This window comes from Pseudomonas sp. PS02302, from assembly GCF_029959585.1.
Taxonomy (GTDB): Bacteria; Pseudomonadota; Gammaproteobacteria; order Pseudomonadales; family Pseudomonadaceae; genus Chryseomonas; species Chryseomonas aestiva.
The window spans coordinates 147,197-168,869 of sequence record NZ_JASCON010000001.1; the positions used below are offsets into that span (position 1 = coordinate 147,197).

The 21,673-nt window shown below is 55.3% G+C and carries 14 protein-coding genes; 13 read left to right on the forward strand and 1 reads right to left on the reverse strand.

Translation table 11 applies throughout. The features are described 5' to 3' along the window. Positions 1-8: 8 nt before the first annotated feature. A complete protein-coding gene (locus tag QMX82_RS00760) occupies positions 9-905 on the forward strand; it encodes an NAD-dependent epimerase/dehydratase family protein (protein WP_282280858.1) in 897 nt (298 codons plus the stop codon). A gap of 5 nt (positions 906-910) precedes the next feature. After that, complete coding sequence (locus tag QMX82_RS00765; RefSeq protein ID WP_208694885.1) at positions 911-2,047, forward strand: glycosyltransferase family 4 protein; 1,137 nt, start codon at positions 911-913, stop codon at positions 2,045-2,047. Positions 2,048-2,055: 8 nt separating this feature from the next. Here the strand turns inward: QMX82_RS00765 and QMX82_RS00770 are convergent, their stop codons facing one another. After that, positions 2,056-3,162 (reverse strand): glycosyltransferase, encoded by a 1,107-nt coding sequence (locus QMX82_RS00770; protein WP_208693450.1) that lies wholly within the window; start codon positions 3,160-3,162, stop codon positions 2,056-2,058. A 323-nt stretch (positions 3,163-3,485) separates the two neighbouring features. Between QMX82_RS00770 and QMX82_RS00775 the strand changes: the two genes are divergently transcribed. The 11 genes from QMX82_RS00775 to QMX82_RS00825 all read left to right on the forward strand — a co-directional run bounded on the left by QMX82_RS00775 (position 3,486) and on the right by QMX82_RS00825 (position 21,656). Further along, positions 3,486-4,370, forward strand: a complete 885-nt coding sequence (locus QMX82_RS00775; RefSeq protein ID WP_282280859.1) for a cell wall-binding repeat 2 family protein — start codon at positions 3,486-3,488, stop codon at positions 4,368-4,370. 24 nt (positions 4,371-4,394) lie between these two features. Continuing rightward, complete coding sequence (locus tag QMX82_RS00780) at positions 4,395-5,507, forward strand: DUF4214 domain-containing protein (protein WP_208693451.1); 1,113 nt, start codon at positions 4,395-4,397, stop codon at positions 5,505-5,507. Positions 5,508-5,612: 105 nt separating this feature from the next. Next, a complete protein-coding gene (locus tag QMX82_RS00785; RefSeq protein WP_208693452.1) occupies positions 5,613-8,111 on the forward strand; it encodes a glycosyltransferase family 2 protein in 2,499 nt (832 codons plus the stop codon). Then, positions 8,104-10,491 carry a glycosyltransferase family 2 protein gene (locus QMX82_RS00790; RefSeq protein ID WP_282280860.1) on the forward strand — a complete coding sequence of 796 codons (2,388 nt, stop codon included), beginning with the start codon at positions 8,104-8,106 and terminating at the stop codon, positions 10,489-10,491. Before QMX82_RS00785 ends, QMX82_RS00790 begins: the two co-directional genes overlap by 8 nt. Before the next feature lie 314 nt (positions 10,492-10,805). Continuing rightward, entirely contained in the window at positions 10,806-12,302 is a 1,497-nt protein-coding gene (locus tag QMX82_RS00795; protein WP_282280861.1) for a glycosyltransferase, read from the forward strand. A gap of 1 nt (position 12,303) precedes the next feature. Next, positions 12,304-13,542, forward strand: a complete 1,239-nt coding sequence (locus tag QMX82_RS00800) for a hypothetical protein (RefSeq protein ID WP_208693455.1) — start codon at positions 12,304-12,306, stop codon at positions 13,540-13,542. A gap of 11 nt (positions 13,543-13,553) precedes the next feature. Beyond that, entirely contained in the window at positions 13,554-15,776 is a 2,223-nt protein-coding gene (locus QMX82_RS00805) for a glycosyltransferase family 4 protein (RefSeq protein ID WP_208693456.1), read from the forward strand. An 11-nt stretch (positions 15,777-15,787) separates the two neighbouring features. Next, a complete protein-coding gene (locus tag QMX82_RS00810) occupies positions 15,788-17,146 on the forward strand; it encodes a hypothetical protein (protein WP_133860068.1) in 1,359 nt (452 codons plus the stop codon). A gap of 25 nt (positions 17,147-17,171) precedes the next feature. Continuing rightward, positions 17,172-18,938 (forward strand): type I secretion system permease/ATPase, encoded by a 1,767-nt coding sequence (locus QMX82_RS00815; RefSeq protein ID WP_208693457.1) that lies wholly within the window; start codon positions 17,172-17,174, stop codon positions 18,936-18,938. After that, positions 18,935-20,254, forward strand: a complete 1,320-nt coding sequence (locus tag QMX82_RS00820) for an HlyD family type I secretion periplasmic adaptor subunit (RefSeq protein WP_208693458.1) — start codon at positions 18,935-18,937, stop codon at positions 20,252-20,254. Before QMX82_RS00815 ends, QMX82_RS00820 begins: the two co-directional genes overlap by 4 nt. Positions 20,255-20,333: 79 nt before the next feature. Continuing rightward, positions 20,334-21,656 (forward strand): TolC family outer membrane protein, encoded by a 1,323-nt coding sequence (locus tag QMX82_RS00825; protein ID WP_261793933.1) that lies wholly within the window; start codon positions 20,334-20,336, stop codon positions 21,654-21,656. Positions 21,657-21,673 lie beyond the last annotated feature (17 nt).

The window sequence follows — 21,673 nt, forward strand, 5'->3', positions numbered from 1 at the left end:
GGATAGGCATGCCAACCGCTCTGGTCACAGGCGCATCGGGCTTTACGGGACGCTATCTCATCCAGGCGCTCAAGGCGCGGGGATTCAAGGTAGTCGGCTTCGGTAGTGGTACTACCGATGCGGATGTCACCCTGGCATGCGATCTCACCGACAAGGTAGCGGTCGCCGCTGCCGTCGCTCAGGTGCAGCCGGACTGGGTCATCCATCTGGCAGCGTTGGCCTTTGTCGGGCATGCCGACCAGGAAGCCTTCTATCGGGTGAACCTGTTCGGCACCTTGAATTTGCTGGAGGCGCTCGGTGCGCTCGAGCGTCAACCCCAGCGGGTGCTGATTGCCAGCAGCGCCAACATCTATGGGACTCCCGGCATCGAAGTGATCGATGAGTCGGTCTGTCCGGCACCGGTCAATCACTACGCCTGCAGCAAGCTGGCCATGGAGCATATGGTCGCTACCTGGTACGACCGACTGCCCATCGTCGTCACCCGGCCCTTCAATTACACCGGGCCGGGCCAGGACGAGCGCTTTCTCATCCCCAAGATCGTCGGCCATTTTGCCCGCGAAGAGCGCGTGATCGAGCTGGGCAACCTGGACGTGAGTCGGGACTTCTCCGATGTGCGCGACCTTGCGCAGGCCTACCTGGGGCTGCTAGACAGCGACCATCGTGCCAGTCCTGTCAACGTCTGCTCGGGCAAGGCAACGGCGCTACGCGCCATCATCGAGTTGATGGAGCGGATCGCCGGTTACTCGATAGAGGTCCGGGTCAACCCGGCCTTCGTTCGGGCTAACGAGATTCCGACGCTCCGTGGCAGTGACGCACGCCTGCGCAAGATCGTGGGTGCCAGGGAACTGATCTCGCTGGAGCGGACGCTCGAAGACCTGTACAGGTCCTTGAGGAGAGTCCGTTGACGGCATTGAAAGTCGGACTGGGCAGCACGGTCTGGTCTTCTGGGGTAGCCAAGGGGCATCTCGATGGGATCGGCATCTATACCCAGTCCTTGTCCCAGGCGTTCACCAGCCGCTCAGACGTCCGGATTCGTCCCTACACCTTTGGCGTAGATACCCCGTCTCTGGATTGCGGCGTCCCTGTCAGCCTGGCTCCGCACTTCCCCAAGTTCGTCCTGAAGAATGCGCTGCTGGGTGCTGATCGTAAGGTCGACCAGCGCTTGGCGAACGAAGTCGATATCTTCCACGCGCCCGATCATCACATTCCTCGGCTCAAGAATGTGGCGATGGTGGCCAGCGTGATGGACCTGATTCCGCAGATTCATCCCGAGTGGGTGACGCTCAAGCTGCGCAGACTGAAAAACTGGGTGTTCAACCAGAGCGTGGGCTGGGCCGATCAGGTCATTACCATCTCGGAATACAGCAAGAGAGACATCGTCAGACTGCTGGGCATTGCGGAAGAGCGGGTCCATGTCACGCCACTCGGCGTGGACGGGCACTACTTCAGCCGGCAATCCGACGTCGAGCGTCATGACATACTGCGCAAGCATGGCCTGGAGCCTGGCTTCTTTCTCTTCGTCGGTACCCTACAGCCGCGCAAGAACCTTGCGGCTGTTCTCGCGGCTCATGCCCAGCTACCCGAGGCCCTACGCAAGCGGCATCCTCTGGTCGTGGTCGGTCGTAACGGCTGGCGTGCCGAAACCCTGGTCGAGGAGCTGCGGGCCTTGGAAACCAGGGGCGAAGGCAAATGGCTGGAGTATCTGCCCCAGGATGAAGTGATCGCCTTGCTGCAGAGTGCGGCGGCCCTGGTGTTCATGTCGTTGTTCGAAGGCTTCGGACTGCCGGCGATCGAGGCCTTCGCCGCGCGCTGCCCCGTGATCTGTTCCAACACCACCTCCTTGCCGGAAGTGGTCGGCGAGGCCGCCCTACAGGCCGATCCACGAGACTTCAAGGCCATTACCCTGGCCATGCTGGACGTCCTCGACGATCCCCTGGCCGTGAGCCAGCGCGTGGAAGCAGGCGAGCGCCGCGCTCGCGACTACACCTGGGACGCCTGCGCCGCGCGGACGCTAGAGGTGTATCGCCTCGCCCTGCGGGGTCGTTAGGTTACCGCTCAGGCCAGGGCTTCGCGATAGACCTCGATAAGCTTGCTGGCCATGATCTCGCTGCGAAAGTGCGTCTCGAAGCGTGCCCGGGCGGCTTGTCCGTAGCGGGTTCGTAGCACGGCATCCTCCCACAGTGTCATCAGCCCCTCGCGTAAAGCCGCAGGCTCCGGTGGCACGCCGATCCCGGTCTGGCCGCTGAGGTTGATCTCACTCATGCCCGAGCCGATCTCGCAGCTGAGCATAGGCTTGCCGTACATGGCCGCTTCCAGCAACGCCATGCCAAAGGCCTCGGAACGTAGATGGGAGGGGAAGACGAAGCTCTCGCAGCCGGCATAGAGCGCTGCCAGATCTTCTTCGCTCTGACGTCCCAGGAAGTGGCAATTTCTGAGGCCCAGCCGCTCGCACTGCGCACGCAGCGCCTCGCCTTCCGGGCCGGCGCCAACGATCGCCAGCGGATAATCCAGCCCTTGAAGCGCCTCCAGCAGCAGATGCAGACCTTTGTAATAGCGCAACACCCCTACGAACAGGAGATAGCGCGGTCCGAGGCGCTGGCGCCAACTCGCGAGACGCTGCGGATCGGCCTCAGGATAGCTGGCAGGATCGAGGCCATAGGGAATGACCCGAACCTTGGTGCCCAGACGCTGCAGGGCGGGGCTGGATCGGCGATAGGGTTCGGTTGCCGCTATGACATGAGTTGCGTTGCCTAGGAAGCGTTGCATCAGGGGCGTATACAGCTTGAGCAGATGACGTTGCTTGACGATGTCCGAGTGATAGCTCACCACATAGGGTTTGCCGGGTCGCGTCAGCAGCTGCAAGACGTCCATGAAAGGCCAGGGAAAATGGAAATGCACCAGGTCAGCAGCGCGGGCCTCTTCGGAGAAGGCGCGAAAAGCGGTCAAGGAGAGACCCGTTGAGGCGAGGTCGAGATCCTGTTTGACGCGGCGGACAGGAATGCCATCCACCTCCAGAGATTCCGGAACAGGGTGCCTGCTCAGCGTCAGGATCCGGTGATCGATTCCAAAGCCCTTCGTAGCCAGACACATCTGGCGAATGACGTGTTCGATTCCGCCATGGGTGTCAGGTAGATAGGTTTTGAAGACATGCAGAATGCGCACGATCGATCTGGGCTCAAAAGGAACGCACCCTAGCACAGGTGTCTAGTATGCAGTTTCCGGTTTCAGTGATAGGGATTTCAAACTTGTGGGCCGGCACACCCTTTTTTATGGCTTTTTGCTATCAAAGCCATTGAACTTTTCTACCGAACGGTAGTGACCAGCATACGAATTGACATTGAGATTTAACGAAATTCGCCTATTCTGACCTCGTCAAGAAGCCGGCACCGTCACATAAAAGGTGTGATATGGTTGGCACTTGACCAAGGCTCGGATGCACCTATCCGGGACTGTTAAGGAAATCGGTCACGGGCATGATGGATCAAATGGACGATTCACCCTTCACCTTCAAGACTCGGCTGCTCACCCTCGAGCCCGGTATGTATATCGTTCGATACGCATCCCAGGAGATTGCCGAGGAGCCTTGCCTCATCAGCCTGCAGCCTGCCCCCATTGGCAAGAGCTCGGTCGATTTCTTCCCTGGCGAAACCGTCGTTCGCAATACACTTTCCCGCCTCGGCGACACGCTGATCGTGCGCGTCAAGAACGGCGCTGGAACCCTGCTCATCACCGAATACCAGCGTGCCGACCTACCGGTGCGCCAGGTCGATCTGCGTGTCGATCGGATCGATACCTCCGCTGACATCATTCGCTCCGAACAGCAGCGCAAGGCTCCGGTCGTGGCCAGCAAGGCTCTTGAAGCTGCTGCTCGTGCTGAGCGCCATGGCAGCCCAGTGGTACTCAAGCTGATTGGGCATGTTCAGGCTCAAGGTGATGTCACGGCCGACGAATGGGTGGGTAACCTCGATCAAGAAGCCCGCCTTGAGGGGTTCGCCATTGTCTGGCCCAACAAGCCTCCGGGCGTTGACGTCGCCTATAGCTGCAAGGTCGCCGATGTCCTGCAACCCGCTGTCCTCAGCGGCAATTTCTCGGGCTCGCGCGGCAAGCGTGCGCCTATCACCGCGGTGGCCATGGCTCTGGTCGGGCCACGCCGCGCCGAATACGTCCTGGACGCCCAGGCGGTCTTTGCCGGATGCCCTCCGCAGGACCTCGTGGACGGCCAGGAAGTTACTGCCCAACAAGGGCAGGCCAAGCTAGTTGCTCTACATGTATCGATCACCCCCCGCATCGAGATGAACGCTGCCCGCTACCAGTCTCCCAGGGAAGATCTCACCCAAGCCCCGCTTTATTCCGCGCAAGTCACGAACTGACGCGCGACCCAGGAGATTCTTTTCATGCAATACGATGCCGCCATTACCGCTTCTGCTCTGAACACCACCCTGACCTCCAACGCCGCTCTGAGCAGCAGCACTGTCGATGCCATTTCGACCATTCTGAAGTTGGATACCGCTACCACTCTGCCGGTTGCCACCTCGACTGGTACCAATCTGTCTGTGAACTTCGATCCCGTCACCGGTCAGGTCGTTACTCCTGAGGTTGTGTTCTTCAGCGATCTGGGTGCTGCTGGTTCCAACGTGACCGTCACCATTCCTTCGGTTGTCGCCAACAGCTCGGCCATTCTCTTCAACACCTCGGCCAACGTCACCGCGACCATCGGCAACTCCGCTGCCGTGACCCCGACTGCTGCCGTTGAAGGCACTGCTGCCGCGCGCGTCGTCGTGAGCGGTTCGGGCAACGACACCATCACCATCACCGACAACGTCAACACCCACGTTGATGCTGGTGCCGGCAACGACACCATCACCACCGCTGGCGGTAACGACACCGTTGTCCTGAACGGCGGCAATAACAACGTCAATACCGGTGCTGGCAACGATGTGATCTACGCAGGTAACGGTATCGACACCATCAACGGCGGTTCGGGCTATGACGTCGTCAACGTCAGCAACCTGGCCAACTACACCGTCTCCGTATCCAACGGCAGCGTCGTGCTGAACAGCACCACCAGCGGTCAAGCAACTCTGACCAACGTCCAATTCGTCGCCAGCGTTACCGGCAACGATACTCTGGCCATCGTTAGCAACCAGGGCGAAGCTACCTCCATCCGTCTGTACGAAGCTGTTCTCGGCCGTGATGCAGACGCTTCGGGTACTCAGTTCTGGGTCGGTCAGGCTCAGGCTGGCGTAAGCACCACCAGCATCGCCAACCAGTTCCTGAACTCGGTTGAGTACAACGCTGCTCACACCACTCCGCTGAGCGACGGTGCCTTCATCCAGAGCCTCTACCAAGGCGCCCTGGGTCGTGCTGCGGACACCGATGGTCTGGTGTACTGGGCTCAGCAGCTGGCTACCGGCCACACCCGTGCAGACGTTGCCGTAGGCATCGTTGGCTCCGTGGAAGCTCAGAACCACGACACCGGCGTCATCGTGGTCACCGGTCAGGTTTAACAGCGTTTCGCTGACCTGAAACAAGACTTCCGGCCTTAGGGCCGGAAGTTTTTTTTAAAACGGTAGTACTCTGATCCACCTGGCTTTTCGCGGAGACCTATGCCCATGAGCCAATCGACACTCATGGAGCACTATCAGGCTCTGCTCCAGGCCGGACATCCAGACGAGGCCCAACGTCGTCTCGAACTGGCACTCCAGATTCCCGACCAGCGCCCGGTAGCGTTGGTCTCCGCCGGTCTTGCATCGCTTAACAGAGGGTCGCTGGATCAGGCTTTCCTGGCCTTGGCCGAAGCCAATACCAGTCTGGCGCGGCAGGGCGAAACGGCTGCGTTGCTTGCTCACGTGCTCCTGCAAAAGGGCGAATCCCAAGCCGCCTACGATTTTCTCGCCGACCCGGCCAATCCTGCCCGTAATACCCCTGCGGTTCGGTTACTGCGTTTGCGCGCGCTCATCGCGCTACCGGGCGTCAAACCTTCGCAACTGGTCGAGCAGCTGCCTTACGTCGACAGCGCCGACGAACTGGCCGTGCTGCTGCAGCAATTGTCGCCACGGCGCTGGGGGTACGTCGAATTCGATCCGGCCAGCCAAGAAATTCGTGGTTGGGCGCTGGATACCCGGCATCCGCAGACCCCAGTCAAGCTCACATTGAAACTGGGTGATCGCCAACAGACCATCGTTGCCAACCTGCCCAGTCCCTTGCTGGCCAAGGCGGTCAATGGCGGGCGTCATGGTGGCATTCGCATCCGCCTGCCTGCTCCCCTCGGACGTGTGCGCCTGTGCTGGGCGGATGGTAGCGAGGTTCTGGGCAGTCCCCTGGCGGCCGTCGAACCCTTGCGGCCTATACCGGCTGAAACCCCGGTAGCGTCCATCGAACCGCTCGTGGATGTGCTCATTCCCATCTACCGCGGGCGTGAGGCATCGCTCGCCTGCATCCAGGGCGTGCTCGATAGCCTGGACGCCAACCGGACCCCGATGAACGTGGTGGTGCTGGACGACGAAAGCCCCGAGCCGGAGTTGAGTCAGGCGCTGCGCGAACTGGCCGAGGCGGGCCGGATCGAGCTCCACCGCAGCCCGGCCAACCTGGGCTTCATCCGCAATATGAATCGAGGTATGGCGCTGCATCCCGGGCGCGATGTGGTGTGGTTGAACGCTGATGCGCGCGTCTGCGATGACTGGCTGGACAGGCTGCGCGAGGCCGCCTACTCTGCAGCCGATATAGCCACCGCGACCCCTTTCAGCAACAACGGCGAGCTGCTCAGCTTCCCGGAAAGCCGCAAGAGCCACGTCATGCCCACGCTGGACGAACAGCGTGCCCTGCATCGCCAGGCCGCCAGCGACCTGTCGGCGCCGCCCGAGATCGAGGTGGGTTGTGGCTTCTGCTTCTATATCAAGCGTCGCGCGCTGGAGCAGATCGGCCTGCTTGACGAGATTCAGCTCAAGCGCGGTTATGGCGAGGAAACCGATTGGTGCCTGAGGGCCAAGGCCCAGGGTTGGCGGCACGTGGCAGCACAGCGGGCCTTCGTTGCGCATCGAGGCGGTGTTTCCTTCGGCGCGGAAAAGCTCGAGCGGGTAGCCTTCAATAACGCCATTCTCCGCCGTCGTTATCCCGGTGCAGAGCGCGCCTTCGAGCGCTTCTATCGTCACGATCCGCTCAAGCCCTACCGCCAGCGCTTGCAGCGCGAGCGACTTGCCGAGCTTGGCGCACAGCTGGCAACAGCCAACATCGGCGCAGCGATCATCGCGGCTGATCGACTTGATCTCCTCACGGCGCTTGGCAGCGATAGCCCTGCCTTCGTACTGGCCTTTCGGCAGACGGATGCCGAGCTGGAGGTCAGCCTCCAGGTTCACGGCCAGGGTTTGCCGGTGCTCCTGGACTATCGTCTACCCGCTGACATGGAGCCACTGATTGCCGACCTGCAGCGCTTGCGGCCGAACGCCCTGGACTACATTCAGCCGGAGCGCTGTCCTACTTTGCTGCAAGCCCTGCCTGCACGGATCGGCGTACCCTATCGCCTGATCGATCCGATCGCTGATATCTCTTCCCCAGCCAATGACTTCCGCGAGTCGGCCGGCGAGCAGCGCGTGACCTTCACCGCGCTCGCCACCGCGTTGCTGATGAGCAATCCCCAGGTCCCTGTTGCGGCGGACGCACCTTTTGCGTCGCTCGACCAGCCACCGGCTCAACGCCTGGGCAATATCCTGATCGCTGATTCCCTAGCGGATCCAGGCCTGGCCCAGGCCTGGTTGCAGCTGGTTCGCCTGAGCCGACGGCAAGGCTTGGCCTGCCGCTTCCTGCTGCTCGAGCGCACGCACTGGGAAAAGAGCCTGCTCGCCAGCGGTAATGTCAGTCCGTTGATCGAGCTTCCCGGCGTCTCGCGGTCCCGGATACCTGCCCTGGCAGGCTGTACCCTGGCCTTGAGCCTCGAAGCCGCACCGGCCAGTGCCTGGTTCGCTCCTCAGATTGCCCGGTATACCGCCTTGCCCCTCTATGCACCCGCGGGTGCGGTCGCGAACGAAGCGGGCGCCCATCCCCTCAGCCTGCTGCCCGCGCCCCTGAATGCCCTGCTGGGCGACGCTCTTCCCGACAGGTTTCTTCATGACTGAACTCTCTCAAGCTCCCGCCCTGGTCACTGTGCAAGGTCAGATTCAAGGCCTTCACGGCAATGTACTGGAGGGCTGGGCCTTCGATCCTGCGCAGCCCGATTTACGTCTGGCACTGGAGGTCGTCATCGATGGGGCTTCCGTAGCCCTGGTACGTGCGGACACCTATCAGCACGATCCACTGGTCGGTGACGGCTTTCACGGCTTCGCTCTCCAGCTGCAGCCGGCCTGGCTCAGCGGGGCTCGGCGTATCGCCGTGCGGTTGGCCAACGAAGGCCCGTGGATCAGCGAGCCCCTGGAGTTGCCCAGCGAGAAGCCGCGCAAGGCCGAGGCTCAGGTACCGGGCAGTCAGGTCTGGTATGGCGGTGGCCTGGCCGTGGGGGGGTGGGTCTGGGATGACACCACCCCGGGACGTCATGTCGAGGTGAGGGCGCGCCTGGGCGATCAGATCGTCGCCCGTTGCCTGGCCGATCTGCACCATCCCGCACTCATCTATCGCGCCGACGCCGATCATGGCTACAGCCTGGAGCTACCCTGGCAGTTCGGGGACGGCGAGCGTCGCGAAGTGCATATCGAGGACGACCAGGGCCGCCCCTTGCAGGGTAGTCCCATCACCGTCTGTTGCCACGCCGATGGGCTCGGCGCACTGGTAGCCGCCCACTGGCCGGAGCAGGCCGATCCGGCACCTCGCGACCTGCTCATCCGCCTGGCGCGCGACTACGATCAACGCTGTCCGCGTAGCGCCGGCTTCGGTCACTATCCTCAGTGGTTCGCTCATTACCAGCGCGCACCTCAGTACCCAGAAGCCGTGACCGGTAGCCGGATCGCCGTTCTACTCCATGGCGACGCCGGTGAAACCGAGCGGCAGGCTTGCCTGGACAGCCTGAGCCAACAACGCCTGCGACCCTTCACCCAGGCCTTCGCCGATCCCGCTGATGTGTCTACCTCCTTACAGTTGCTGCTGGAGGAGGGGGCCGAAGCCGTGCTGCTCCAGCCACTGGACAGTCGGCTGCAGCCTCACGCCCTCGACCAACTCGCGCTGGCTCTGCAACCTAAGGAGGCAGGCAAGCAAGCGGCCTGGGCCTTCGCTGATAGCGATCAGGACGGAGCGGATGGCCAGCGTAGTAATCCCTGGTTCAAGCCGAGCTGGGATCTGGACCTCTACCTGGGCGCCGATCTCTTCACCGCGGGTGCCCTGTTTGGCCGCGACATCATCCAGCGCGCCGTCCGACTGCTGAACGCCGCACCTGAGCTGCCACGCGATCACGAAGGCGTACTCGCCGCCCTTATCCTTGCCACCGAGCAAGACAAGCTAGGTGTTGCCCGCGTGACCCAGGTGCTCAGCCATCGCGGTGCCAGCGGTCCCGCCACGCCGGCCTTCTGCGATGCCGGCAAGCCGCAGCGTCTGGAGCGCCTGACCTGGCTAGTGAACAAGCTGCGTCCGGGAACCCGTCTGAGCCGCCAGCCCAAACTGCCCGGTGCATTGCGCACCCACTGGCCGTTGCCCGAGCGCCTGCCCAAGATCAGCCTGATCATTCCTACCCGGGATGCCTACCAGCTCCTGCATGCCTGCATGGAGGGTCTGCTGACCCAGACCGACTACCCGGACTTGGAACTTATCATCGTCGACAACCAGACCAGCGATCCCCAGACCCTGGAGTACTTCGACGAACTCAAGACTCGCGGCGTACGCATCCTGCCGCACCCCTATCCCTTCAACTACGCCACCCTGAACAATGTCGGTGTCGAGTTCGCCACGGGGGAGTACATAGGGCTGGTCAACAACGACATCGAGATCCTGCATCCCGACTGGCTCAAGGAAATGATGAGTCTGGCCGTGCGACCCGATGTTGGAGCGGTAGGCGCTAAGCTGCTGTGGAAGAACGACATGGTCCAGCACGCCGGTGTCGTCATCGGCATCAACGGCCTGGCCGCCCATACGGGCAACAACTGGTTGCGCAACGATCCCGGCTATCTGGGCTTCAACCATCTTGCTCGTCGTCAGAGCGCCTGCACCACCGCCTGCTTGATCCTGCGCCGCGACCTTTATCTGCAGATCGAAGGCATGGACGAGGTCCGGCACCCTGTCGCCTTCAACGATGTGGACATGTGCCTGCGCATCAATGAGCTCGGCCTGAAGATCCTCTGGACGCCATTCGCCGAGTTGATTCACGCGGAATCGGCGAGTCGGGGGAAGGACTCCACGGCGGACAAGGCCGCGCGATCCAAGAGAGAACAAAATCTCCTGCTATCGCGCTGGGGGACGTCCTACAGGTATGACCCTGCCTATCATCCTTCCTTAAACGCGGACTGGGCATTGGGTACTTACGCCGGCATGAGTTTCTCATCCATGAAGGGCGGTGCTTTGGGGGAGGGTAGATGAATTTTTCCCAATACTTCGAGGAGCCAAATAGTTTCGTATCAGCTACCCATTATTATTACGAAGAGATTCCTGAGCTAGGGGTAGCCGGGATTTCTAAGTTTTACCATATACACCTTGCGATATTACAGTTGCGCGAAAAGAGTTTCCCAGGACTGTCATTGGAAAGTACTGATTCGCGTCTAGGTTTTTTGGGCTGGTGTGTAGTGCACGGCCGCAGAGAATATCAAGCGCTACGTGAGTTTTCCCAGTACTGGCGAGACCTATCTGTACCAGCAAGCCTCCCTAAAACTAGGTGGTCAGCCGGGATTTCCCGGATGCTGCATCTCGTAATAGCGGGGAGGCCAGACTTAAATATAGATAGCAGGCTAGCCACTGAAGACGATCAGCTAAAGGCGCTGGCATGGTTTTTTGTCGGCGGTGGGTTGGCAGATATCGGCATGACCGCGAAAGATGTACCGGCTTGGCAAGAGAGAGTTCTTTTCCATACTGATCAGATAGAGAAGACACTTTTCTCTCAGCTCATATATTCAGTTAGGCCAGACATACGTTCTGCTTTTGATCTAGGTGATAAAGAAGGTTTGTTAGCCTACCGCTCTTGGCTCTACAGCTGCGGAATAGTGGAAGCAGGCCTATCTAATATCTCGAAGGCAAGACCTACTGCATGGCCGGACGATGAAGAAAAACTGGAAGAAAGCAGACGTCTGGTTGGTGGCGTAAATCTCATAGGTTACGCCTATGGTGAGTTGGGCATCGGCGAAGATGTGAGAATGGCGGCCCGTTGTCTCATCGAAAGAAATATTCCTTTCGTAATCGTGAGTGTGAAGCCAGGACAGGAGATAAGTCAGGACGACCGGAGCCTGGAGGCATGGGTTAGCGACGAGCCAAAGTATGCGGTAAACATCATCTGCCTAACGGCGCTTGAGATGCTTCGGGTTTTCTTAGAGCAGGGGAGACGACTCTTCTCAGGTCGATACAATATAGGTTATTGGCCTTGGGAGCTGAGTTCGTGGCCTGAAAACTGGACGCATACCTTTTGTCTGGTTGATGAAATTTGGTGTTCGAGCCAGCATACTTTTTGGGCTATTGATCCGGTTTCCGCAGTGCCGGTAAAGCACATGCCTATGGCGGTATGGATTAATGCAAATCTCCCATCTGTGGTAGATTCCAGGAAAAAATTCAAGCTGCCTCTCGATAGTTTTTTATTTATTTTTTCGTTCGATGGTAACTCTTCGGTATATAGGAAGAACCCAGCCGCTGTGTTGAATGCTTTTATATCCGCCTTTAAGGAGGAGCATAAGCAAGTTTTTCTCGTAATAAAAGCGATGAGAGCTTCACAAGGTCCTGTCTGGGATCAGATAAACGCAGCAGCTAAAGAAGATAAGCGGATTAAGATAATAGACGCTGTTCTTGCTAAGGAAGAGGTGGTTTCACTATATAACGCGTGCAACTGCTTTGTTTCCCTTCATAGAGCAGAGGGCTTTGGTCGAGGAATCGCCGAGGCGCTTTTGTTGGGAATGGACGTTATAGCTACCAATTATGGAGGGAACAGGGACTTTTGTATTGGTGACGGTGCCTACCTGATCCCGTACCAAATGATTTCAGTGGGTTCGGATGAGTACGTCGAAGCTGTTGGCCAACGATGGGCAGATCCTGAGGTTGAGATCGCGGCTCAGGCAATGCGGCAGGTTTACCTAAAAAATGAAGGTAGATATTTCGAAAAGCACGAAATTTCGGAGTATGACGACTTGTTCGGCCTAAAAGAAATCGGGCGAAAGTACTATGATAGGTTAGCTGAATTAGGATACGTTTGATATGGCACTTGATAATGACGCAGAGCTAATGTTAGGCGCCTATCAAGTTAAGCTCAGATTGAATGAAAATGTAAGCTCCGTAGTAATAATTCTTGCAGGAATTGGTAGCGATTTTTCCAAAGACCCTGAGTTTGACTTTAAAGGTGTAAGTAAGTCTTCTTTTAATTATTCATTTGTCTATGTGAAGGACAATAGTCGGTCATGGTATACAAATCCCCATGGCTGGATGGACTTGGTGGATTTTATACAGAACCTTGTTCCAGATAGTACGGAGTCACGAATTACCCTTTTAGGCTCCAGCATGGGAGGAGCTGGGGTTTTAAGGTTGGCGAAGTATGTCAAAGCGAATAGGGTTGTCGCAATCTCGCCCAGATCAACTCTCTCGACCGATTTCGACATTCGTAATATCGAAATCGTAAATGCGGTAGAAAATCCGGAGTTGTTGGACTATTTTCCAGCGGCGTCAGGTGTCGAATATATCGTTCTATTCTCGATCGATGATTACGAAGATACACTGCATGTTGCGCGGCTTCCATTCACTTCCTATTGGGTAAGGGGCGGGCACAATGTGGCCTATACCTTTAAGAAGCTGGATTTATTAGATGTGCTTTTCGAGGCGCTGTGTGCTCCCGTGCTTTCAATAGCGGATCTAGGGTTCGATAATTCGAATCTTTCGACATTCGATTGTGCGTTGCAAAGAAATAATGTCAATTTTGAGTTGGCGGCATGTGATGAAAGCATAATGCCTGAGTATCTATTCGATTCGTGGTATCAAAAAAAGCTAGTGGATTGTTCGGCTAGTCAATGCAAAGGTCATCTTTTCTTTCCCATGCATTATCTCAGCAGAGTAGCGGGAGTAGAACTTGAGAGATATCTATTCTATGGATGGTCCTACTTAGAAGAGTGGGGCGTTTGGGGCATAGGTCCCGTCCATACGCTTGGTTTCCAGCTCCTTGATCACAAACGTGGTTTTGATGTTCATGTTAATATCATGCTTACGGTCTTCAAACCAAATCCTGAGTATGAGCAGCACATTAAAGTCTTACTAAACGGCGAAGCCGTTTTTGATGGCTGCCTGAATAGTGAAAGATGCCTGCTGAACTTTCCTGCGGCGGCAAAGGACAATAATATTGTTATCATCACCAAAAATCACATATCTCCTGCAGAATGCGACATTGCTGGTGATGATAGAAGTCTTTCGGTGGGCGTTGAAGAAATTTTCCTCAGGCCAATTTTCTAATTGGAATAGACATGAAAAAAGTTGAGAGAGTCCTCCTGGAAGGGTCTTTTTGTGGTGACTATAGTCTCGCAATCGTTAATAGAAGTATCGCTGTAGCCCTAGTGCAGGAAGGCTATGACGTATACATAACTTCCTCAAACGAAAGTTTTGAAAAGATTACTGCTGACAGTGAGGTTATGAAAGCTGGTTTAAATGAAAAGGTTTTTAGCCGGTCATTCGAAACTAATTTCGATCTGCACCTTTTTAATGACTGGCCAGTACAAATCGATCGCCAGGCTCCTCTAGTAGGAGCAATATGTTGGGCATGGGAAGAGACTGTAGTTCCTTTTGAAATAGTCGATAAGTTTAATAGGGATTTCGATTTCGTTGCCGTTGCTAGCAAATTCACTGAAGATGCTTTGCTGGTTGGAGGGTTGACCGTTCCAGTCTTTGTTGTTGGTGAAGGGGTCGATCATTTAGATCGCTATAGCAAATTAAGTCAGCGTAAAATAAAAAATAAAGACGGTTTTCAGTTTCTTCATATATCGTCTTGCTTCTGGCGTAAAGGAGTTGATGTGCTCCTCGCTGCGTTTAATGAAGAGTTTGCTAATGACAACGATGTCGAACTTGTTATCAAAACATTTAGGAACCCGCACAACGGGTGGCTTGATGAGTTCGTAGAAAAATTGAAACCTTCGGTCAAGTCCAGGGTAACACTCATCTACGATTCTTTAGATAGCGAAAGTTTGGCGAAGCTTTACTTGGCAGCAGATTGCACAGTATTCCCTACCCGCGGAGAAGGATTCTTGCTACCTGCAGCAGAGTCTATGTATTTTGGAGTGCCGGTGATAGTGACGGGCTTCTCGGGGCATATGGATTATTGTAACACTGATAATTCAATAGTCATTGATTACGACCTTATCCAATCGGCCTCACATCTATCGTTCACTGGTTCGATGGTCGCCGAGCCAGACGTTATGAGCCTACGAAAGGGAATGCGACGCGTACAGAAGTCGTCGAAAATTACTTTGCAAAGGTTGACATCAGCTGGTAGCGAAACTGCCAGAGCTCTCACATGGCATGGAACAATAGTCAGATTTAAAGCTGGATTAGAGCAATGTTTAACAAAAAATAAGACGGCTAAGGCAGAGCGCGATATTTCTGTTATCTCAACTTGGGATGTCGAGTGCGGAATAGCTACCTACAGTCAGGAGCTTTTAGCCGCATCTTCTATGTCGGGACGTATAAAAAATATATTCTGTGAGAGAATTATTGCTTCCGAAGAAGATGTATCTCCTCTAGCTGATAATGGAAAAGTTGTCGCCGGAGCTGAAATTATACCGGTGTGGTACCGCCATGGCGACGGTGTCAAAGCGCTCATTGCTTCGCTTTTGGAAGACGCTGCTGACATCGTCATTCTCCAGCATCACTTTGGATTTTTTTCCATAGCAGCTGTAAATGATATTGCCGCGGCGCTTCATTACGCAAACAAGAAGCTAATCTTAGAGTTTCATGGCATTCCGTCTGAGGTAGATCTTTCACTGCTAGAAAGCTCGTGTATATCGCTAGTGGTTGCCCATAGCAAATTAGATTTTGGTCGTGTAAAGGCTGTTGGTATAAAGAATGTAATAAGGCTACCACTTGGGATAGCCGCAGACTCTCAAAAGCTCGACGCCGTAAAAGACAAGAACGACACTGAATTGGTGATTGCAACATTTGGCTTTTGTTTGCCGCATAAAAACTTTGAGGCTATTCTTTATCTGGTTTCGTTAATAAATTCAATAGGAATTTCTTGCCGAGCAAAAATGCTGATCAGTGTAAAGAAAGAACGTTCTAGTTATGATTATTTGCTTCATTTAAAGGCAATTATAAAAGCGCTCTCACTAGAAGATAAAGTTCTGCTCGACACTAGATACAACTCTTTGTCTATGGTCATAGATGAGCTAGCCTGTTCTGATGTAGCAGTGTTCCCCTATGCTGAAGTCCCGGAATCAGCGAGTGCCGCTATTCGAGTGGCGGTTCGAGCTGGTATTCCTATAATCTGTTCAACAGCCACTATGTTTGAAGAATTTGAAGGCGTTGTTCCTCGGATAGATTCTCGATCTATTTACACTCTGGCTAGTAAAGTCGTCGATGCATCTCCGATAGGGAAATCTTCGCTTAGATTAAGAGATGCTATTCGCTCCTTCGCGGCTGCAAATTCATTTGAGCGAATCGGAAGATTTTACTCTGATGTCGTTGATGCATACTGCTAGTGGATTAGATCATGGCTAAATATTCGGGTTTTGTTGATACAGTAAATTCAAATCTTGTGGCAGGTTGGCTTTATGATGCGGAGCTCCCACAAAAGCGAATTGATGTGGTCGTTATCCAAGGCGAAAAAGTTCTAGGCAAGGCGACTTGCACTGAGTTTCGTCCTGACCTATTAAAACTAGGTATAGCTGATGGAAAGTATGGCTTCCGAATAGAGCTGACAGCTAGTCTGTTAGATCTTAAGGACCCGATAAGCCTATATTTCTATGATGAGGGCAAAATTCTAGCATTCCCAGGTACTTCGGTTTTTGAAATTCCGGCAGGTGATTTTAGTGAGCAATCGTCAAGTTTAGATAATACAGATAGTCTGTGGTCCAAAATAATAAAAAGTGATCTCGAAAGCTTCGAAGGATGCCGCGAGTTGATGAAGGAGATTCTGCCTAAGGGAGGTTCAAGCCGCTTTTGGAAGTCTTTTCGTCAAAATTTAATAGTTGCCTCTGAAGATCAGCGCAGGAAGCTTTTTGTAAGTCTGGCAAGTAATAATACAGTATATAAGGGAGATTTTTTGATAGCCAGTGATCAAATAAATTCTTGGATGTCCCGTGGAGAAGTGAAATATTTTTCAAAAAGCAGTATACCAACAGCTGCTAATCTGAATTCTATTGATTCCGCATCCATCATATCGGAGCTGTACATGATGGCTCTGGGCCGCATGCCGGATGAAAAAGGTTTGAAGGATTACTCTATAGCTATTGAAGATGGTCTGCCTTTAGATGAGGTTTGGGAAAGTCTTACCAATAGTGACGAGTTCTTTTTGTTAGACAGAGATCAATATATAAATATTGATGACAGAGTTTCGACTGGTATTGCGATAGGATACGATGATCCGAAAGAGCTTCCTTTTGCCTCATATTACAATGAGCGCGAAATTGAGAACGATTCTTTAAATGTTAATAGAGTTTCTTATATGAAGTCGTCCAATGAAAAACAGTACGTTGTTGCCTATTTGTCTAAGGGTGACGAGTATTTTCTAGGGGAAGGTGTAGTTATCGAAGGTATGTATAGCGACGAGAATACGTCGATCATGCGGAGTGACCCAGGTTTCTTGCTCTATGGCATGAAGCTAGATCTGGCGCCTGGCGCTTACGTTCTAGACTTGCATATAGAAGCAGCAGACTGGTCCACGTACGCTGTTGATGTTGTTTCGGATTTTGGATTTCACAAGCTATTTCATTCAGATCTTTCTGGAACTTCGAGATTTCGCGCTACATTTCACGTTGGCTCAAATAACACATTCGTAGAGCCTAGATTGATTACGCTTAACAATAATGCCAGTTTGAGGGTTGTTCAAATCCTAATCTACAAAAAATGAATAGTCTAAGAGGGTTGTCGACTTAATGAAGGTCATCACGAAAACCGACCTGCAAATGGCGCTAGAAGCTTGCAAGTCAAGTTTCCTTTTTGCAGGCTTTTTTAGTCTGTTCATAAACCTTTTACTTCTAGCTCCATCTTTTTACATGTTGGAGGTGTATGACCGAGTTGTCAGCAGTAGAAGTGTTACTACGCTTATTATGCTGACCATATTGGTGACCGTGCTAATGGCTACCTATGGAGCATTGGAATGGATTCGTTCTCGCATAATGGTGAGAATATCAACTAGGTTAGACTTGTTGCTTGGCGAACGCGTATTAGGGGCTAGTTTTAAGCAGTCGCTGTACACCGGTAGTACAGGGGCTTCTGCCCAGCCTATGGGAGATTTGACAGGGCTGCGTCAGTTTTTAACCGGCAGTGGTGTTTTTGCCTTTTTTGATGCTCCCTGGATGCCTATATATATCGGCATCATGTTTTTTTTCCATCCGTGGTTTGGGGTGTTGACAGTCGTCGGCGCATTAGTTGCAACTGCTCTTGCGTTTGCAAATGAACGCGCTACAGCAAAAAGGCTATCTGAGGCAAATAAAGAAAACAGCGCTGCTTTGAGCTTGGTAGGAATGGCGCTGCGTAATTCTGAAGTCCTGTCGGCAATGGGAATGCTTCCTAACCTGACCAAAAAATGGAAGGTGAGAAATTACAAGACACTTGCTCTGCAGGGCAGGGCAAGCGAGATGGGTGGGGCAATTTCTAATATATCGCGTACCTGGCGAATACTGCTGCAATCATTTGTGCTTGGACTGGGTGCTTATCTTGTCATCAACAACGAAATCACGCCTGGACTCATGACAGCTGCCTCTCTGCTGATTGGTCGTGCACTCGCGCCTATTGATCAAATGATCGCAAACTGGAAAGGTTTCGTTAATGCCCGCGGGCAATATGCTCGATTGAACGAGGTATTGAAGCAAATCCCGGCAGAGCCTGAGCGGATGTCTCTACCTGCTCCAATGGGAGATCTTTCTGTGGAGCAGTTGGTGGTTACTCCACCCGGTGGTCATCTTCCCGTTCTCAAAGGGATTAGTTTTCGTGCTCCTCCCGGTGCATCCGTTGGTGTCCTAGGCGCAAGCGCCGCCGGAAAATCTACCTTGGCACGCGCGCTCCTCGGAATTTGGCCTGCTCAGAGTGGAAAGGTGCGCTTGGATGGGGCAGACATGTTCCATCTTGATCGAGCGGCGGTAGGTCCACACCTCGGTTATTTGCCTCAAGATATTGAGCTTTTTGAAGGCTCTATCGGTGACAACATCGCGCGCTTCGGTGACGTGGATGCGGCGAAGGTGGTTGAGGCTGCCCAGATCGCAGGTGTTCACGAAATGATTCTCCGACTGCCCCAAGGCTATGACACCGTCATCGGCGCCCACGGTGGTGCGCTCTCAGGCGGTCAGCGCCAGCGTGTCGGACTAGCACGTGCCATATACGGCGATCCGAAACTGGTCATCCTGGATGAACCTAACTCCAATCTGGACGATGTCGGTGAGCGCGCGCTGGGCGAGGCTCTTATCAAGCTCAAGCAGAAGGGCACCACGCTCTTCATCATTACCCACAGGGTTAGTGCCCTGGCCTATGTGGACAACCTCCTGGTACTGAGCGAAGGTCAGATCGTGATGTCCGGAGCCCGGGATCAGGTACTAGCGCAGCTAAAGGCTCAGCAATCAGGTGGTCCTCAGCCGGTGGCCAATCCGGGCTCGGTTACTCCCTTACCTCCCAAGCCTGGTAGTGCAGGGGGCGCACCCGTATGAAAGACGTTTATTTGGAAGCTGAGGCCGCAGGTCTTAAAGTCAACGACGTTCCTGTGCGTCGGTTAGGCTTGATCATTCTCTTTGCTGTGTTCGGTATCGGCGGTGGCTGGGCAGCCCTGGCGCCGCTCAATAGCGCGGCCTTTGCCACAGGTGTGGTAGCGGTGGACAGCTACCGCAAGTCGGTCCAGCATCTGGAAGGCGGTATCGTCCGTGAGGTGCGGGTACATGACGGCGATGACGTCAAGGCCGGGGACGTGCTGATCGTGTTGGACAGCACCCAGGCGGGTTCGGAGCTGGAAGCGACCCGTGGCCAGTTGATCGCCGCTCAGGCGCAGGAAGCCCGCCTCATCGCCGAGCGCGACGACGCCAATGACATTACCTTTGGTGTAAGTGACTTTCCAACCGCGGACAAACGTGTACAAGAGGCTCGCGCCAGTGAACGGCAGATATTTCTGGCCGGTCGTGATGCGCGCCGCGGTGAGATCGACGTCCTGAAGAACCGCGCTGCCGAGTTGGGGCAGCAGATTCGTGGCTATAACGAGGTCATCGCCAGCAAGGAGAGCCTGGCTAAGTCCTATGCCAGCGAGATCAAGGATCTTACCGGTCTGTTGAAAGAAGGCTTCGTCAGTAACGAACGCCTGCGCGATCAGGAGCGCAATCTCTCACGCCTACAGGCGGAGATCGCTGATCAGCGTTCCGCTATCGCCCGCGCCAAGGTCCAGATCGGCGAGACGCGGCTGCAGATCCTGCAGACCACTCAAAAGTTCAAGTCGGACGTAGCCAGTCGACTGGGTGATGCTCAGTCGCGAATCTACGAGGCGCGTGAGCGGGTGGGCGCCTTGCAGGACAAGTACAACCGGACCGAGGTCAAGGCACCGGTCAGCGGTATGGTTATGAATCTGGCTGTGCATACCATCGGGGGCGTCGTGCAATCCGGCACCAATCTGCTCGATATCGTGCCGGATGCCGCCAAGCTCATCGTCGAAGTACATATCGAACCCAAGGATATCGACCGGGTAGAACTGGGAACCAAGGCTGAGGTTCGTTTCAGTGCCTTCAGCAATGCCACGACGCCTATCATCGAGGGCGAGTTGATCTATGTCTCGGCAGACCGGATCACTAACGAGCGCGACGGCACCCCTTATTACCTGGGTCGGGTAAAGCTGACCGAGCAGGGCAAGAAGGATTTGGGCCATCGTGAGTTGGTCGCGGGCATGCCCGCTGACGTGCTGATCAACACCGGCTCGCGCACCATGCTGCAATACCTGCTCAAGCCGGCGCGCAATGCCATGGCTCGCTCGTTGATCGAGGAGTAGGGCAGCTATGAATGTCAAACTCATTACGCTGGCTGTATTGCTGGGCTGCTGTCACTGGGCGCAGGCGCAGACAGGTGCTGTGCCCAGAACTCAGGACGACTATATCGATCTGTGGAAGCTCTACCAGGACAGCGCCGTATCCGACCCCCGCATCCGCGGTTCCGAGGCGCAGGTGAAGAACCTGGAAGGTCAGGAGCGCGCCGCGTTCGGCCAGATACTGCCGCAGCTGAGCGGTGGGGCCTCTACCAGTAGAGTGCGGCGAGAAGAGGGCATGCAGACTCTCAACTACAACGGCGAAAGCTATAACCTGACCCTGAGCCAGGCGCTGTACAACGCCGCGGCCTGGCGTGGCTTCAAGCGTTATGAGCAACTGACCGAGCAGTACCGTGCCCAATACGAGGATGCCAAGACCCAGTCGGCAGCGGATCTCGTCCAGCGCTATTTCGCCGCCTTGGCGGCCGAAGATACGCTCGAGCTGGTCACCGCCGAGCGCAAGGCGACACAGCGCAACCTGGATCGTGCCCAGGCGCTGTTCGACAAGCAGATGAGCACCGTCACCGACGTCCTGCAGATCTCCGCCAAGGTGGATAGCCTGAAAACCCAGGAGATCGAGGCGCGCAACCAGATCCAGGTGACCCGCGAGGCCCTGGGTGAGCTGATTGGTCGTTCTGTCTATCAGCCGCTCAAGCGACTCAACGAAAAAGCCCAGCTGGCCATGCCCCAAGGTGACGAAGAACAGTGGGTGAATTCGGCCGTGGCGAACAACCCCGCCCTGGAGGCCAAGCAGCGCGCCGTGGATGCCGCCAACTACGGTATCTCCGAGGCCAAGGCCGGTCATCTGCCGACCCTGAGCTTCAACCTCGGTGCGCAACGCAGCGACTTCGCCTATGACAATGTCATCGCCTCTTCCGCGATCAACACCTATTCCGCCACCATCAGCGTACAGATTCCGTTCTACAGCGGCGGCTCGACCAGTGCCCGCGTCGCCAGCTCCTATGGCTCGCGCGATGCCGCGGAGCAGGAGTACGAATCGATCCGCCGTCAGGTGGTGAAGGAAACGCGCACGGCTTATATGAAGAGCGCTGCGGACCTGGCCAAGATCGGTTCTTCGCGCAACGCCCTGGACTCGGCGATCAAGTCCCGCGCCGCCAGTGAGCGATCGCTCAGCCTGGGTGTGGCCACTGCCGTGGACGTGCTCAACGCGGTGCAGCAGGAGTACAGCGCGCGGCGGGACTATCTGCAGGCGCAATACGACTTCGTCACCAATCAACTGGTGCTGCTGCGCTGGAGCGGCGGCTTCCGGGATGCCGATATCCAGAAAATCAACGGCTGGCTGGCGGTGCCTACGCCCGGTGAAGAGCGCAAGACCGGCGTAAAAGAGGGGGAGGTCGCCAAAGGCTAGAGTAGGCAAGACCTGCC